The organism is Kribbella sp. VKM Ac-2569 (genome assembly GCF_004216905.1).
In the GTDB taxonomy this organism is placed as follows: Bacteria; Actinomycetota; Actinomycetes; order Propionibacteriales; family Kribbellaceae; genus Kribbella.
On record NZ_SGXJ01000001.1, the window covers coordinates 1,373,356 to 1,389,248 of the forward strand.

A 15,893-nucleotide genomic window follows, 5' to 3' on the forward strand; every position below is an offset into this window, starting at 1 on the left:
CGGCGTGGATCATGTCGAGCAGCCAGCGGCGCGCACTGCGCAGGTGGGGCAACTCGACGTCGGGCCGCAGGTGGGCGCGGGCGTCGGCATGAGCGTGAAGGCGAAACGACGGTCAACTGCAGCTTGCCCCAATTGGGAGCAGGCTGACGACGTCAGCAGCCGCGACGATCACCGAGAGACGCATCATGGGCGCCGTCGCCGGCGCCGCCATCCAGCGACTCAACACACCTCTTTACGCACCTCAATCATCGCGTGAGGATGGTTGCCGATGAGAACTTACGTGCAACAAGAAGCCTCGGAATCCTTTACCTGTAAGGGATCCCGAGCATCGTTGACAACTGATGATTCAGTCTCAGCTGGAATTCAGCGGGTTCGGGGTTCGAGTCCCTGGCGGCGCACAAAAGCCCAGGTCACCAAGCAAGGTGCCCTGGGTTTCTTTGTGCCCGTCGCGCACCACTTACGCACCACTTTCCCCGGATCTCCGCACCGATCTGACCCGTCGGCACTCACCCCAGCTCTTCCTTGCGGGCTTCATCTGATCGTGACTGTGCGTCACATCACATCGCTTCGCATCGTTGCCGACTTCTCGGATTCTCCAAGCCGACAAGCGTTGAGCAGCCAACCGTCGTACCGGTTGGAGGCCTGACATGCCGAGAGCACCACTGCCCATCGGAACCTGGGGTGCGATATCGACCTGGGTCGTGCAGACCGACGACAAAGGCCGCGCCGTCAAGCACAAGTCACAAGCCAGATTCCGCGACCACGACGGCCACGTCCGACCGGTCTCCGCCTACGGCAAGACCAAGACCGCCGCCGAGCGCGCCCTACTGAAGAAGCTTCAGGACCGCTCGAAGACAGGCCACCACGCCGGCGAACTGACCGCGATGCACAAGATGAACGACCTCATCGACCTGTTCGAGGAGAAGTTCAAGGAATGGGTCAAAGACGGCAGGCGCTCACCCACCACGATCGACAACTACCAAGGCGCGATCAAGAACCACATCCGCCCCGCCCTGGGCGAACTCCGCATCGGCGAAGCCACCACCCCCCGCATCGACACCGTCGTCGCGCAGATCAAGCAACGCGCCGGCGCCCCAAGAGCGAAGACCTGCCGCGCCGTCTTGTCCGGGATGATGAAGCTCGCCGTCCGCTACGGCGCCATCACGGTCAACCCGATCCGCGAGATCGAGACCATCGAGGCCCAGCCGAAGAGCCCTCCACGAGCCCTGAGCAACGACGAAGTCAACCTGCTCAGAAGAAGCCTCGCCGCCGACGAACGCGCCGCCGAAGCCGACCTCCCCGACCTGGTCGCGTTCATGCTCGGCACCGGCGTCCGCATCGGCGAATCCCTCGCCGTCCTCTGGTCCCAAGTCGACCTCGAAGCCGGCACCGTCGGGATCACCCACACCATCGTCCGGGTCAGAGGCGAAGGTCTGATCCGCAAGAGCACGAAGTCAAGAGCCGGCGTACGCCTCCTCCACCTCCCGAACTGGGCCCTGGCCGTACTCCGCGCCCGCCACGCCGCAGGCATCCGCCTCGACAACCCCATCTTCGCCGACACCCACAGTGGCGCACGGTGGTTGAGATGCTCGCCAACAAGTGGGCTCTGTACATCCTCGGGGCCCTTCGCCGACATGACCGACCGATGCGGTTCAGCGAGCTTCGGCGACTCCTCGACGGGATCACGCAGAAGATGCTGACCCAAACCCTCCGGGCGCTGGAACGGGACGGACTCGTGAAGCGCAGCGTCTACCCCACCGTTCCGCCGCGCGTGGAGTACGGACTCTCCGAGCTCGGGATCGAGGCCGGCCGGTTGACCAGCGCCATCGCCGAATGGTCCGTGCAACACGCAGGCGAGGTCCTGTCAGCTCGTCACGATTTCGACGATCGCGCCAGCCAGGGCCCCGCAGCCCGTTCAATGACCACCCGCCGTCCAAGACCCTCATCCGGCGACCAGTAACCCGGTGAACCAGAGCCGCTCAACAGGCCACCGACAAGCCCGCGGTGCACGTCGTTCATCGTCCAGCGGTTGACTCCGCTACCCGGCCCGCATGGACAGCAACGTCGACTGGAAGTCAGATCTCGAGAAGCAGTGGCCGGTGGTCGGAAACCTCTGGCTGGGCAACGATCGTGAAGCTCTTGACGGCTGCCGGGTCGGAGACCAGGAGATAATTGGCGTGGCGGCCGGGTTTCTCGTACGCCGACGTGCGAGTGTCGGCCGTGCCGACCAGGTCGGTCAGCCCGAGTTTGGCCAGTACGGCGAAGGTTTCGCTGTCCGGCAGGAGATTGAGGTCGCCGCCAACCACGGTGAGATCGCCTTGAGAGCGGGCTCGTTCGATCAGGTCGGCGAGGCGTTCGGCCTGGGTACGTCGGGCTGGCGTGTCATGCTTGCCGGCTGGGTCGCGGAGGCCGTGGAGCTGGACGACTGTCACGCGGCGAGGCCCGTCGATGACACTGACCGCCAAGGCCGCTCTTGGGCGCACCTCGATCGCCCAGTCGTCATGATCGACGTATTCGCCGTGCACGAACGCGGTCTGTACGCCGACCACCGGCACGTCCTCGGTGACGAAGGTGGCGATGCCAAAGTCCTGGCGTCGCCGTACACCGGACTCGTCGGCGACCGGGCCTGCGTTGCTGACGACCATGACGCTCTGATCGGTGAGTCGCAGTGATCGCACGTCCTGGAAGAGGTTCGCACGTTGTGGGAGGGATCGCTCGCCTCTTCGAAGCGCGTCCAGCCGGAGGTGCCCGGCGTACGGGTGACTTCTTGCAGGCAAAGAACGTCTGCGTCGACCGTCGTGAGCCAGGGGGCGAGCTGGTCGAACATCGCACCGCCCCACGCATTCAGGGAGACGATTCGCATGACGGGCACCCTAGCTGGTTGAACCTGGCGAGGCGTCCGGTGGCTGCAGCCGGTGCGCCGGTGATCGGGGCCCATTTAGCCATGGTCGGTGGCACGGCGCGCCAGTACGCCGCTGACTCGTACAGCTCATCGTCGGCGCTGGTCGCTGTGCCAGGACCAGTTCACCGCGCTGCCCGGCGGTTGGGTGCGGGCGCGCCCAGGATGTCTCCGACGACGACGGGGAGTTCGACGCGTCGCGGCTTCTTGGTGATCTTGGCGCCGTCGAGTCTTTCGAACAGCATGCGTGCAGCTTGAGCGCCGAGCTCTTTCGGATCATGGGAGACAACGAGGAGAGGTACCTGCATGAGGTGAGCGAGTTCTACGTCGTCGAAGGCTATGAGGGTGGGTGGCGGCGGGGCTGCAGACCGCAGGCGACGCTGGCCGATGGCTTCCAGCGCTCCGATGGTGTTGCGGTTGTTCGTGCTGAACACGGCCGTGGGCGGATCCGCGAGATCCAGCAGGGCCTCCATGGCCTTCTGCGCGTCGGCCGCGTCCTGCTGACCTCGCATGATGAGCTCTGGATCCGGCTCGAGGCCGAACTCGGAGAGCGCCTGGCAGAACCCTTCGTAGCGCCGGCTCGCGGTGGCAACGGAGATGACGTTGCCCAGAAACGCGACTCTGGTGTGCCCGGCTTCCAGGATCCGCTTCGTGCTCTCATAGGCTCCGCTGATGTCGTCGATGAGGACGGTGTCGGCCTTCAGCCCGCGCACGGTTCGCGACGCGAGAACCAAGGGGATGTCTCCCAGGCGTGCGGGTCTGAGGTGATCGGCTGCAGCGCCGGTCGGTACGACGATCAGCCCTTCTACCTGCCGTCCGACGAAGTCCTGGACGAGCTGCTTCTCCCTGGCGACCTGCTCGCCCGTGTTCCCCAGGAGCATTCGGCGGCCGTGCTGAGCGGCCACCTCCTCGACACCTAACGCGAAATTGCCGTAGTAGGGGTTTGCCAGGTTGGTGATGGCAACACCGATGAGGTCCGATCGGTGCCCGGGCCGGATACTGCGGGCGTTCTCGTTGCGGTGGTAGCCCAAGGTGGCAACAGCATCCATCACCCGCTGCTGTACCTCGGGACGTACGTACTTTCCGCCGGACAATGTCCGGGAGACCGTCATCGGGCTGACCCCGGCGAGCTCGGCGACCTCGCGCACGGTCGGAACAACATTCCTCTCAGGACCCGAGTTCACCAACGCACTCCTGACCAGCGCAATCCAGTGTCACCACCTCGGCCACCAGATGTCGGACCTTTCGCTCACAGTATCAAGTCGAACTCTTTCCACGGTTCGTCTCCGTGCCGCGGACGGATGCCTTCACAGTTCCCAGCCGCTTTCCGATGCCGGCACCGTGAGGGCGGATGCGGTACGGGCCCACGCCGGCGGGGACGATGAACGTCTCCGCGTAATGGACCACGAAGGGCCCGAAGGCACCGGTGGGGCTCTCGACAACTGCTTCCGGTCCTTCGACGAGGTTGAGCACGTTGACGGTGCCGCAGGTGTCGTGATCGACAGCCTCGGTGAACCAGTGGCGACGTACCTCGATGAATTCAAAGCTGTGCAAACCGGTTCGTTCCTCCACCCATCCAGGTCCGGCGGCCAGTCGCTCTACCTGACCGACGAGATTCTCCCGGGTCCATTCGGTGTCGCGGTTCCACTGGATGTTGCGTCGGGCATGATCGAGGTGAACAGGTCGTGGGACTCCGTCCAGGCCCACCCGGCCCCAGTCCCACATCTTGAAGGTGAACAGGTACGGCGTCGCCGAGATCTCCAGGACCATGGAGTTCGCGCCGGAGCAGTGCACGGTCCCGGCCGGGATCGAGAAATGATCGTGCTTCTTCGCCGGGAAGGCGTTCACGAACTGCTCGACGGGGAACGTCGACTCGCCGCGCGAAGCCGATTCCAGCGCCTTGACCATCTCGGCCGGATCTGTCCCCGTCTTCAGGCCGAGATAGACAACGGCATCCTCGGCCGCGTCGAGCAGGTAGTAGCTCTCGTCCTGGGTGTAGTGCATACCGAAGGTGTCGTTGATGTAGTCGGTCAACGGATGGACCTGTAGCGACAGGTTGCCGCCGCCAACAGTGTCGAGGAAGTCGAACCGGATCGGGAACTCGGCGCCGAAGCGCGCGTAGACCAGCTCACCGAGCAGATTCCGAGGTTGCGTGAAAACCACATCGATGGAAGGCAACTCGACGATGTCGCCGCCGAAGTCGAGCAGGATGCTGTTCTCCTCCGGGACACAGTCGAAACACCACGCATAGTTCTCGACGTCGGGATCGAGGTCGAAGGCCTGCTGCATCCAACGACCGCCCCAGACGCCCGGGTCGAAGAACGGCACCACCCGAAAGGGCGTGCTCACGGCCGCGGCCATACCCGCTCTGAAAGCGTCCGCCGAGATCAGCTTGGCGTCGCGTGCAGACCTGTTCGTATCAAGGACATAGTCGATGGACGGGAACAGCGAGCGCTTGTGCCGGTCCGCGATCCGCCACTCCACGAAGAAGCCCCGCTTGACCTTGCGGAGGTTGTCCTCGTCGCCGTTGTTGCATCTCCAGTTCGGTGCGCCACGCCGTTGCCGTTGCTGGATCTCCCACCGCGCCAGATCCGCCAGGACGCGGGTCGACCGATGCAAGGGCACGAGCGCGGCGCCCCAGCCGATCAGCACGGTCGGCTGCGTGGACTCCAGCACCCGGTCCGCGAGGCCTGCCAGCCGGTCCGTCTCGTAGAACTCCTCGAGGCTGTGGTGGCTGATCACGCCGAACACTCGATCGTTGGTCAGGTTGGCCCTGATCAGCGCGTCGATGTCGTCGATGGGCTTGGCAGCAGCATCCTCGACGTTGATCACGACATACTCGGGCAGGGCGCCATGAACGGCCGCCGTGAGTTCCACCAGATCCGTGCCGGGATAGGTGTCGACGACGATCAACGGCGTCCGTCGCCCGCCGTTGCGAGCATGCCGGTCGACCTCCGCCCAGGCCGCGGCGCCGTCGAAGACCTGATGCCCTTCAACCCGGACAGCCGGCTGCTTGTCGTAACGATGCGACGGCCCAACGATCATCCCCGAACTCCCTATTCCCCTCATCGAACAAGGCTGATAACGTTACCAGATCTACGGCCCCGTGGAGGAGAAACGTATGAAGAACCCGAAGAACTCCGTTGAACGAACGGTGTCGCGGCGTAGCTTTCTGAACTCGGCAGCCCTCGCGAGTCTCGGCGTGGCAGCGTCCAGCACGTTGCTGTCGGCATGCGCCGGAGGAAGCAGCGGCGCCCCCGCCGGCGGGGGCGGGGGCGGCGGCAAGGGCAGCGGTTCGGTGACCTGGGCCAGTTGGGTCGCGACACCGGGCGAGGTCGGTCTGCTGAAGAAGTTCTCCTCCGACTATCAGGAGAAGACCAAGGTCAAAACGACCTATCAGACCGTCACCGGCGACTACCTCGCCAAGATGCTCACCCAATTGCAGGGCGGCAAGGCGCCGGACGCCTTCTACGCCGACCCGGCCTGGCTGAACAAGTTCGTCGACACCAAACAGGTGATGGACCTGGAGCCGTACCTGACGTCGGCTGACGCACCGGTCAAGTTCGACGACTTCTTCCCCGGACTGGTGGCCTGGGCGAAAGGGGCCGACGGCAAGGGAGTGTACGGCCTGCCTGTCGACTGCAATCCATCCGTGTTCTGGTTCAACAAGAAGCTGCTGTCGGACGCCGGTGTGACACAGGATCCTGCGAGCGCCTTCGAGGCCGGCGCGTGGAACCTCGACGCGGTCACCGACCTGCTCGCCAAGGTCAAGGCGACCGGCAGGCGCGGCATGGTGTTCGAAGCCAGTTGGGGACAGCTCTTCAGCTGGGTGACTTCACTCGGCGGCAAAGCGTTCGACGACGCGGGCAAGGCGATCTTCGACACCGACCCGAAAGCTCAGCAGGCGATCGAGTGGTTGTTCGATCAGATGGGCTCGGGCACCATCGCGTACGGCGGCTCGCTGCCGAAAGGGCAAGGCGTCGATGCCCTGTTCTATGGTGGCCAGCTCGCAACGGTTCCCGGCTATGGGCGTTGGTTGTTGCCCAACCTGAAGAAGCTCAAGGGCAAAGTCGAGTACGACATCGCGCCCTACCCCTCCGAGGACGGCAAGACGGTCGGACCCGTGGCCGTGTACACCGCGGCGATGGCGGTCAACGCCAAGGCGAGCAACGCGGACGCGGCACGAGCATTCGCCGGGTACTACGTCAGCCCGGACGGTGTGAAGGCCCGCCTGGCGGGTGGAGGTAACGCCGTGCCGGTCCTGTCCGGACTCGAGGAGATCGTCACCGAGAACAACGACCCGCCCCACGGCAAGTGGTTCATCGACATCGCGAAGAACGGCTACGCCCTGCCGAACGCGATGGCGCGTGATGCGAAGAAGAACACCGACTTTCCCTTGCAGATGGACACGCTGCTGAAGTCCAAGAAGGAATCGCCCAAGTCGTTCAGCACGAAGCTCGCGAATCTGCTGAACGGGTGATGCGGTGACCACCGCGACGCGACATCGGGCGCGAGGGACGGCTCAGCCGAGACTCGACGAGGCGGCGCGAGCGCGGGCGAAGCTGGGACAACGCCGGGACAACGTCGCCGGGTATCTCTTCCTGGCGCCTCAACTGATCGGCCTGCTCGCGTTCATGCTCGGGCCGCTGATCTTCGCCCTCATACTCAGCCTGTCGCACTGGGACGGCTTCGGCACACGGTCCTGGGCCGGCTTGTCCAACTTCACCGCCGTACTCAGGGATCCGCAGCTGCGGACATCCGCGAAAAACACCGTCTGGTACACCGTGGTGTCGGTGCCCGCGACGATGGTCTCGGCGTTCGCCGTCGCGTACATGATGCAGAAGGTGAAGCACAGGTCCTTCTACAGGACGTTCTACTTCGCGCCGGTCGTGACCTCGACGGTGGCGGTGGCTGCCATCTGGCTGTGGCTGTTCAATCCGGAGATCAGCCCGCTCAACTCGCTGCTCCGGCGCGTCGGGCTGCCGGCTCCGGACTGGCTTCAGGACGCGCGTTTCGTGATTCCGGCCTTCGCGCTCGTCGGTATCTGGCAGGGCCTCGGCTACCAGGTGGTCATCATGCTGGCCGGTCTGGAGAACGTTCCCAGAACACTGCTCGAGGCCGCCGACATCGACGGCGCCTCGGAGTGGCAGAAGATGCGGCGGATCACGATCCCGCTGTTGTCGCCGACCATTCTGTTCCTGTCGATCACGTCGATCATCGGGTCGTTCCAGATCTTCGACTACATCTACGTCTTCATGGGCTCGAACGCGCCGTCGGCATCTCGCACCGTGGTGTACGAGATCTACCAGAAGGCCTTCGTCGAGTTCAACTTCGGACTCGGTTCAGCCATTGCTGTCCTCTTGTTCGTCGCTCTGCTAGCCCTCACCGGCCTGCAACTCCTGGCCCAGAAGAGATGGGTGCACTACACAGAATGACCACCTCACAGCTGGACGACAACAGAGCCGCCACGGCCGCTCGGCCCGACCCGCCGTCCCGACGACCTCGGCTTCGCTGGCAGCGGGTGGTGCTACATCTCCTGCTCCTGGCCGGAGCTGTCGTCATGGCGCTGCCCTTCGCCTGGATGGTGCTGAGTTCGTTCAAGCCGTTGGACGAGATCTTCGTCCAACCGCCGAAGTTGTTCCCGCAGGTCTGGCAGCCGCAGAACTACCGCGACGCCCTCGAAGCTGCCGACTTCCTCCGGGGCTTCCTCAACAGTCTGTACATCGCCGTGATCGTCGTCGTCGTGTCGGTCTTCACCTCGGCCATGGCGGCCTATTCCTTCGCCCGGATCAAGTTCACCGGGCGAGGTCCGCTGTTCATGGTGTTCCTTGCGACCCTGATGGTGCCCGTGCAGTTGACGGTGATTCCGCTGTACATCATTCTGGGCTGGCTCAGATGGGTCGACACACACCTGGCCCTGATCGTGCCGGCGGCGTTGTTCAACGCGTTCGGCGTCTTCCTCCTGAGACAGTACGTTCGCGGGATCCCGATCGAGCTGGAGGAAGCCGCGGCCATCGACGGAGCCAGCAGGGTGCGGATCTTCCTGACCATCGTCCTTCCGCTCCTGCGCACACCGATGGTGGCCTTGGGCATCTTCACGTTCCTCGGCCAGTGGAACAGCTTCTTCTACCCGCTCATCTTCCTCAACTCCGACAGCAATTTCACGCTGCCGCTGATCGTCAACCAGTTCAAGGGAACCTACTCGAGCGACTGGACCGCGCTGATGGCCGCGGCGACCCTTGCCGCCGCTCCCCTGCTGATTCTCTTCGTGATCGCCCAACGGCAGATCGTCGAAGGCATCGCGCTGTCCGGCTCGAAGACGTAGTACGCCCTCACCCCCACCGCCCAGACGCAAGCCTCTGGGATCCCCCTTCCCGAAGGAGCGAGACCATGCATTCTGACCGTACTGCGCTGTCGCGCCGTGCATTCACCATCGGCCTCGGCGGACTCGGACTGTCCGCACTGTTGCCGACGACAACCGGATTGGCCGCCGCCGCTCCCGGCAAGACTCAGTGGGACAGCCGTGCACGGGCCAGCTACGCCGCACTCCAGCGGTACCTGTACCTGCCGGACAGTGGCCTGTACAAGGAGAACCACCCCACGCAGCCAGGAGAGAACCCGTTTTCCTACGTCTGGCCGCTCCGCGAAGCCACCGCGGCGACCATCGACGTGAACCAGCTCCCGCCGGCCGGAGCGACGTACGACGACGATGTGAACCGTCGGTTCCAAGCTCTCGCGCTGTACTGGGACAGCGAGCGAGGCGCCTACGACTCCTACCCGCCGGAACCTCTGGGCACCAGAGGTGACCCGTTCTACGACGACAACGCCGTCATCGGCCTCGAGTTCGTCCGCCGCTACCGGCTGTCCGGTGACCGACGCATGCTGACGCAGGCCGGGCGGGTGTTCGACTTCGTCGCCGAGGCCTGGGACACCGACCCCAACCGGCCGATCCCAGGAGGTATGCACTGGGTCGACGCATCCTGGAACCCTTACCGGGGTGCCGCCAACGTCACCAGTCTCGCATCGGAACTCGCCGCGCACCTCTACGAGGAGACAGGAGAGCAGCGCTATCTGGACTGGGCGCTTCGTACCTACAACTGGGTCCGGGCTGCCCTGAGCCGCGGGCCAGGCCTGTACGCGAACGGTATCCGATTCGACGAGACCGTCGAAGAGACGCTGTGGACCTACAATTCCGGTTCGATGATCGGTGCGGCGGCCCTGCTGTACCGATCGACGAAGCAGGAGGCCCATCTGGTCAGGGCGGCGCAGGACGCCGAAGGTGCCATGGCCCACTGGACCCAGAGCGACCGCCTCTACAACCAGCCGGCCATCTTCAACGCGATCCTGTTCGCGAACCTTGTGCTACTGGAGTCGGTCAAGCCCTCATTGACCTATCGCGACGTCATCACCGAGTACGCCGATCGCATCTGGCGGTCGAACCGCGATCAGGACACCGGGCTCTTCCGATTCCAAGGTTCTGGTGGTGGTGCACCGGATCCGGCACTGCGTCCTCAGACACTGCACCAGTCGGCAGCAATCCAGATCTTCTCGCTGCTGGCATGGCGCCCGAGCGACTACAAGCACGCCGCCTGACTGTTGATCATCAGGCAAAACCGTACTCGGCGATGGTGGTAGGTACGACGACTCGCCGCATGGGGCCCTGATAGCCGTGCTCGCCCGGTCGAAGCCGATCCAGGAGAAGCTGGGCAGCGCGGCGCCCCAGCTCGTCGGCGTCGTAGTCGACGATGAGCGTCGGCACGCTGAGCATGTCGGACAGTTCGAAGTCGTCGAATCCGGCCAGTGCGACGGACGCCGAGGCCCGATGCACTGCGCGATAGGCACCGAGCGTGTTGCGGTTCGTCGTACAGAAGATGGCATCGGGCGGTTCTCGCAGCGCGAGAAGCCGCACCGTTGCCTGTTCTGCGGACGAAGGGTCGCGGGCGCGCTTGACGTAGCTGTCGCGCACCGGCAAGCCGAAGGATTCGAGCGCGGCGCAGTACCCCCGAAAGCGTTCCGAGCCGGTGTACACCGATGGCGGGTTCCCCACGAACGCCACCCGCGTCCGGCCGCGCAGGACCATCTGTCGAGTTGCCTCGTACGCACCACCGAAGTCGTCGACAAGCACACAGTCCGCGTCAACGCCCGACGGTGGCCGAGCCACCATCGTGACCGGTATGTGCTGCGGCACGTCCGCAGCCAGGTAGGAGTGGTTCGTCCCCGACGGTACGACGACAATGGCGTCGACCTGCCGCGAGACGAAGTCACGCACCGCCTCACGCTCACTCTCGGGGTCCTCGTTGCTGCTCGTCACCATCAATCTGATGCCATGTTGCGTGATGACCGATTCGATGCCCAGCGCAAGGCGGGCGTAGAACGGGTTGGCGAGACTGGTGACACTCAGCCCCACGGCGCCCAGCCGACGTCCCTGGCTCAGCACCCGCGCTACATCGTTGCGGCGATATCCAAGCTCCTTGACCGCCGCCAGAACGCGTTCGCGATTCTCCGCCGACACCGTCGGGTGGTCCTGCAGAACGCGGGAAACAGTCATCGGACTGACCTTCGCGAGCGACGCGACGTCGCGCATGGTGGGGACCGAACTGTCCGCGGATCGTCGGCGGGGCATGGGAATCAGCCTAGGCCTTCGGTACGGCGCAACTCGTGGACGGCACCGACCAACGCCGCACTGGCCGGGTGCGCGGCACGAGCCAGCACCCCCGGGGTCGCGCACGGCCCACTGAGCCCGGACCAGATCGCAGGCTCGACGAGATCCCACGAACCGATCATCGAACCACCGACGACGACGGTCGTCGGCGCGAAACGGAGCAGCCATGGCTCCAGTGCCCTGCCGAGCGCGTGGAAGGCGTGATCGAGAATCGTCCTTGCCACAGGCTCGCCGCCGCGGGCGCGCGCCGCGATGTCGTGAACATCCAGCGCGACGCCGGTACGGTCCCGGTAAGCACGCATGATGGCTCGTCGGCTGACGGTCTCCTCCAGCGGACGCCGATCGTAGGACAGCAGATCCACGCAACCCTGCGGTGGCACCAGAGGACCGTCCGCGACGATCTCACCGTCGGCAAGGAACGCACTTCCGACACCGGTGCCCAGCGTGATGCCGATCGCGCGGCGATGCCCGGACGCTGCTCCGTCACTCCACTCGCCCAACAGGAAGGCTTCAGCGTCGTTCACGAACGTGAGCGTACTGGGCCACGCCCGGATACGCGCACGCAGTTCTTCTCCCACCGCGACACCTCGCAGTGAGTCGAACTTGCCGACGGACTCGTACAGCGCCACGCCGCGAGCATGATCGAACGGTCCCGGGACCGCGACTCCCCAATCCAGCCCAGCAGGGCAGGCAAGGGAGTCGGCGCACGACGCGATGGCCGACAGCAGATGTTCGGCGGGGCCATCCGCGCGAAGAGAGGTCCTCACCATCTCCCGAACGACGGGGCGGTGGTCACCGAACTCGACCAACGCCCCGGTCACATGGGTGCCGCCGATGTCCAGGGCGCCGTACAAGCCGGCCCTGCTCAGATTCTTGTCAGCTGTCATCGCCACAATCCAGGACTTGGTGGTACCGGTACCTTACTGTGGATTCTCACACTTCGGACGTCAAGAGCGTTGATTACAAGCGTATTCGGCAATCGAGCGCTGCGGAACGTTGTGGCGCAGATCAAGTTAGCGGTACCTTCACGCCATGAGAGGCTCAACTCGATCGTCCTGGTGGGACAGCACGATCGCCCGGGACGGCTTGACAGACCGCACAGCCGAGACGGCTCGGGACAGCAACGGCGGATCGATCCGCTTCTGGCTGGAACCGCTGTTTCGCGCCGCGACCTCCGGCGGTCTACTGCAGGCGGTCCGCGTCGAGACTCCAGGCAGTCTGAGGCCTGATGCCGTCACCGTACGGACCGAAGGCGGGACCAGCCTGCCGTGCAGCGTCGAAGCCGCGCCGGCCGGGACCGTGAGGCTGCTGCTCCCGGCGGTCGACGAGGACACAACCGTCCTGGTCGCGTTCCCCGAGATCGATCCGGACACGGAGTTCACCGTGCGCATCCGGCCGCAGCGACGGTGGACGCTCCATCTCGTGCAGCACTCCCATCTCGACATCGGCTACACCGACCCCCAAGGCACAGTCCTGGCCGAGGGGAGGTCGTACCTCGACGCCTGCCTCGAGCTGGCACGGGCGACCGACGACTGGCCGGAGGAGGCTCAGTTCCGGTGGTCCGTCGAAGGCCTGTCGTCCTTCGAGCAGTGGGCTGCCTCCCGGACCCCGCGCCAGGTCGAAGACTTTGTCCGCCGCGTCCGAGAAGGACGGCTGGAACTCACCGCGCTGCCGTTCAACCTGCACACAGAGACTTGCTCGACCGACGAACTGCATGAACTCCTCCGGTCCGCACGTGATGTGAGCGCGCGGTACGACCTGCCGATCGTCACCGCGATGCAGACAGATGTCCCGGGCCAGGTGGTCGGACTGCCGGATGTGCTTGTTGCGAACGGCATCAAGTACCTTTCAGTCGCTCACAACTGGGCCGGACGCGCGGTACCGCACCTGGTCGGCGGAGCCAACCTGCCCCGGCTCTTCCGTTGGCGTGCGTCGGACGGCCGCAGCGTGCTGGTATGGCGGACCGACACACCCCACGGCCTTGCCTACATGGAAGGTTCGATCATCGGTTTCGACGAGTCGTACGCACAAGTGGACGAACTGCTCCCCGCCTACCTCACCTCGCTGGCCGCCAATCCGTACCCGCATGCGGGCAAGGGGATCCCCGGGTTCCCGATTCTCGATGCGCAGTTCGACCGCGAGCCCTACCCGTGGGACATCCTGCACCTGCGGGTACTGGGCACCTTCGCGGACAACGGGCCGCCTCGTCACGTGGCCGCGGAGACCGTACGGCAATGGAACGAGACCTGGGCCTATCCCCGGATGCGGCTGTCTCGGCACGAGGACTTCTTCCACGATGCCGAGGAGCGGATCGGCGGTGCGTTGGAGACGTTCGAAGGCGACTGGACCGACTGGTGGGTCGACGGAGTCGGCGCCGGCGTGGTTCCGATGGCGCTGAACCGGGATGCCCAGTCGACGCTCGCCGATGCCCAGACAGTCAGCACCCTGAGCGGAATCCTCGGCGCGGACGACGTCCAGGACGACACGGAGTACGCCGGTCCGGTGTACCGCAGGATCTCGCTGTTCAACGAGCACACCTGGGGAGCCGGCGACCCCTGGACGCACGGTTGCCAGGCGCACCAGTCCGGCGAACGTCAATGGATCTGGAAGTACAGCCAAGCCGTCGAAGCCTACGATCAAGCCAACCTGCTTCTCGAGCGCGCGTGCGCCAAGTTGTCCGAGCGCATGCCCGCGACTGCGGACGCGCTCGCCACCTATGCGGTGGTGAACACCACGAGCTGGGCCCGGACCGACCGAGTAGAGATCTTCCTGCCCGACAGCGTGGTCCACCTCGACGAGCAAGTCCAGATCGTCGACAGTCGCAACGCGGAGGCGATCCCCTTCGTCGAACGGCCCCAGACCAACCCATTACATCGGTCGGCCGGTCGCTTCGTGGAGTGCGTCGTTCCCGACATTCCCGCGATGAGCACGGTCCGGCTCGACGTGCGGCGAGCGGCTGAGCAGGCACAGGTCTCGACCGACTACGAAGCGACCTCCAAGGTTCTGGAGAACGAGTTTCTCGTCGTCCGAATCGACCTCGCACGCGCCTGCATCAGTTCCATCCGGGACAAGGCCACCGGCCGGGAGCTGGTCTCGGAGACGTCTGCCTTCGGGTTCAACAGCTACATCTATGACCAGTACGCGACGGCGGGCGGATTCAACCATCAGTCGAGCAAGACAGTCGCCGACGAATCGATGCACCTCCTGGCAGGTCGATGGGAAGCACCACCGGCGGCGCTGCTCGGCCGCGAGTCCACGGCTGTCGGCGAAACGATCTCCTACGAATGCGTACCAGCCGGCACCAGCAAGCTGCGAACCACGATCACGCTGCCGCGAGGAATCGCCCGCGTGGACATCGTGAACCGCATCGTGAAGCCGGCCACGCTGGTCAAGGAAAGCGCCTACTTCGCCTTCCCGTTCAACACCGACAACCCGAGAGTTCGTACCGAGACAACCGGGGGCATGCTGGGAAGCGACCTGCCGGTGGTTCCCGGATCCGCGACGCATATGCGAGCTGTACGGCGGTGGGCCGCCCTCGACGACGCCCACGGAACGATCGCTTGGGCCACGCACGATGCGGCCCTGGTCCAACTGGCCCGCATCAGCATTCCTTACGTTCCTTATCCGTCCTCGATGACGATCGATGAGCCAGGGACCATCTACTCCTGGGTGCACAACAACATCTGGGACACCAATTTCCCGAGCGAGCAGGCCTTCGACCAGGAGTTCCGCTACAGCATCGCCTTCGATCCGGCTGCGTCCGGGACCGATCCAGCCACCCACGGAATGAGACTTGCCGCGACAGGCAGCCGTCCGCTGCGCGCAGTACGGTGCACTGGCCAGCCCGGGGCGGCAGCGGCGACCCAACCGCTGCTGGAACTCAACGACCCCCGGGTCCGCGTTGTCGGTCTGACCTCGCCGGACGACCGAACCGTCCTGGTCCGGCTACAGTCATTCGCCGACGAGCGGATCGACTGCAGGATCCGTCCGTCCTTCGACTGGACGAACGCGTTCTCGGCTACCTACCTGGGCGAACGCCTCCAGCAGTTGCCGTCGATGCCAGACAATTCGGCTGCCATCTCATTGGCCCCGCGGGGCACAGCCGCGCTGGCACTGACACGGTGACCGCCTGCCCACACAGACAACATCGATGGCGCCTGGCGTGCCCTCGGGCGAGAGATAGTGACGACCTGGTGACTTCCTCCTAGCGAACATGACCGACTCGGAGAACCGGCATCCGGTGCGCGACGGGATGAGCTGCGTCCAGCTGCTGCCCTACGACTGGCGATCGTGACTCTCCGGCAAAACAACCCGCAGGCCGAGGACGTGCTG

The 15,893-nt window shown here is 64.9% G+C and carries 11 protein-coding genes; 6 read left to right on the forward strand and 5 right to left on the reverse strand.

Translation table 11 applies throughout. The features are described from left to right. Positions 1 to 647 precede the first annotated feature (647 nt). Entirely contained in the window at positions 648 to 1,700 is a 1,053-nt protein-coding gene (locus EV649_RS06385) for a site-specific integrase (protein WP_130381414.1), read from the forward strand. Positions 1,701 to 2,075: 375 nt separating this feature from the next. Here the strand turns inward: EV649_RS06385 and EV649_RS06395 are convergent, their stop codons facing one another. From EV649_RS06395 to EV649_RS06405, 3 genes are all read right to left on the reverse strand, one after another. Continuing rightward, on the reverse strand, positions 2,076 to 2,678 hold the full coding sequence (locus tag EV649_RS06395) for an endonuclease/exonuclease/phosphatase family protein (protein ID WP_241997787.1): 603 nt from the start codon (positions 2,676 to 2,678) through the stop codon (positions 2,076 to 2,078). A gap of 346 nt (positions 2,679 to 3,024) precedes the next feature. Further along, positions 3,025 to 4,047 carry a LacI family DNA-binding transcriptional regulator gene (locus EV649_RS06400; RefSeq protein ID WP_241997789.1) on the reverse strand — a complete coding sequence of 341 codons (1,023 nt, stop codon included), beginning with the start codon at positions 4,045 to 4,047 and terminating at the stop codon, positions 3,025 to 3,027. Between the two features lie 109 nt (positions 4,048 to 4,156). Continuing rightward, positions 4,157 to 5,944, reverse strand: a complete 1,788-nt coding sequence (locus tag EV649_RS06405; protein WP_130381418.1) for a class I mannose-6-phosphate isomerase — start codon at positions 5,942 to 5,944, stop codon at positions 4,157 to 4,159. A gap of 76 nt (positions 5,945 to 6,020) precedes the next feature. Here EV649_RS06405 and EV649_RS06410 point away from each other — a divergent pair, with 76 nt between their 5' ends. The 4 genes from EV649_RS06410 (at position 6,021) to EV649_RS06425 (ending at position 10,492) form a co-directional block, all read left to right on the forward strand. Next, positions 6,021 to 7,379 carry an extracellular solute-binding protein gene (locus EV649_RS06410; RefSeq protein ID WP_130381420.1) on the forward strand — a complete coding sequence of 453 codons (1,359 nt, stop codon included), beginning with the start codon at positions 6,021 to 6,023 and terminating at the stop codon, positions 7,377 to 7,379. A 4-nt stretch (positions 7,380 to 7,383) separates the two neighbouring features. Next, positions 7,384 to 8,334 (forward strand): sugar ABC transporter permease, encoded by a 951-nt coding sequence (locus EV649_RS06415; RefSeq protein WP_130381421.1) that lies wholly within the window; start codon positions 7,384 to 7,386, stop codon positions 8,332 to 8,334. 86 nt (positions 8,335 to 8,420) lie between these two features. Continuing rightward, positions 8,421 to 9,224, forward strand: a complete 804-nt coding sequence (locus EV649_RS06420; protein ID WP_241997791.1) for a carbohydrate ABC transporter permease — start codon at positions 8,421 to 8,423, stop codon at positions 9,222 to 9,224. A gap of 65 nt (positions 9,225 to 9,289) precedes the next feature. Then, on the forward strand, positions 9,290 to 10,492 hold the full coding sequence (locus EV649_RS06425) for a glycoside hydrolase family 76 protein (RefSeq protein ID WP_130381425.1): 1,203 nt from the start codon (positions 9,290 to 9,292) through the stop codon (positions 10,490 to 10,492). Positions 10,493 to 10,502: 10 nt separating this feature from the next. On the opposite strand, the gene EV649_RS06430 is transcribed toward EV649_RS06425, so the two are convergent. Both EV649_RS06430 and EV649_RS06435 read right to left on the reverse strand, forming a co-directional pair. Beyond that, positions 10,503 to 11,522 carry a LacI family DNA-binding transcriptional regulator gene (locus tag EV649_RS06430; protein WP_130381427.1) on the reverse strand — a complete coding sequence of 340 codons (1,020 nt, stop codon included), beginning with the start codon at positions 11,520 to 11,522 and terminating at the stop codon, positions 10,503 to 10,505. A 5-nt stretch (positions 11,523 to 11,527) separates the two neighbouring features. Continuing rightward, positions 11,528 to 12,448, reverse strand: a complete 921-nt coding sequence (locus EV649_RS06435) for an ROK family protein (RefSeq protein ID WP_130381429.1) — start codon at positions 12,446 to 12,448, stop codon at positions 11,528 to 11,530. A gap of 145 nt (positions 12,449 to 12,593) precedes the next feature. On the opposite strand from EV649_RS06435, the gene EV649_RS06440 reads away from it, so the two are divergent. After that, positions 12,594 to 15,686, forward strand: a complete 3,093-nt coding sequence (locus tag EV649_RS06440) for a glycoside hydrolase family 38 C-terminal domain-containing protein (protein ID WP_130381431.1) — start codon at positions 12,594 to 12,596, stop codon at positions 15,684 to 15,686. Positions 15,687 to 15,893: the final 207 nt, after the last annotated feature.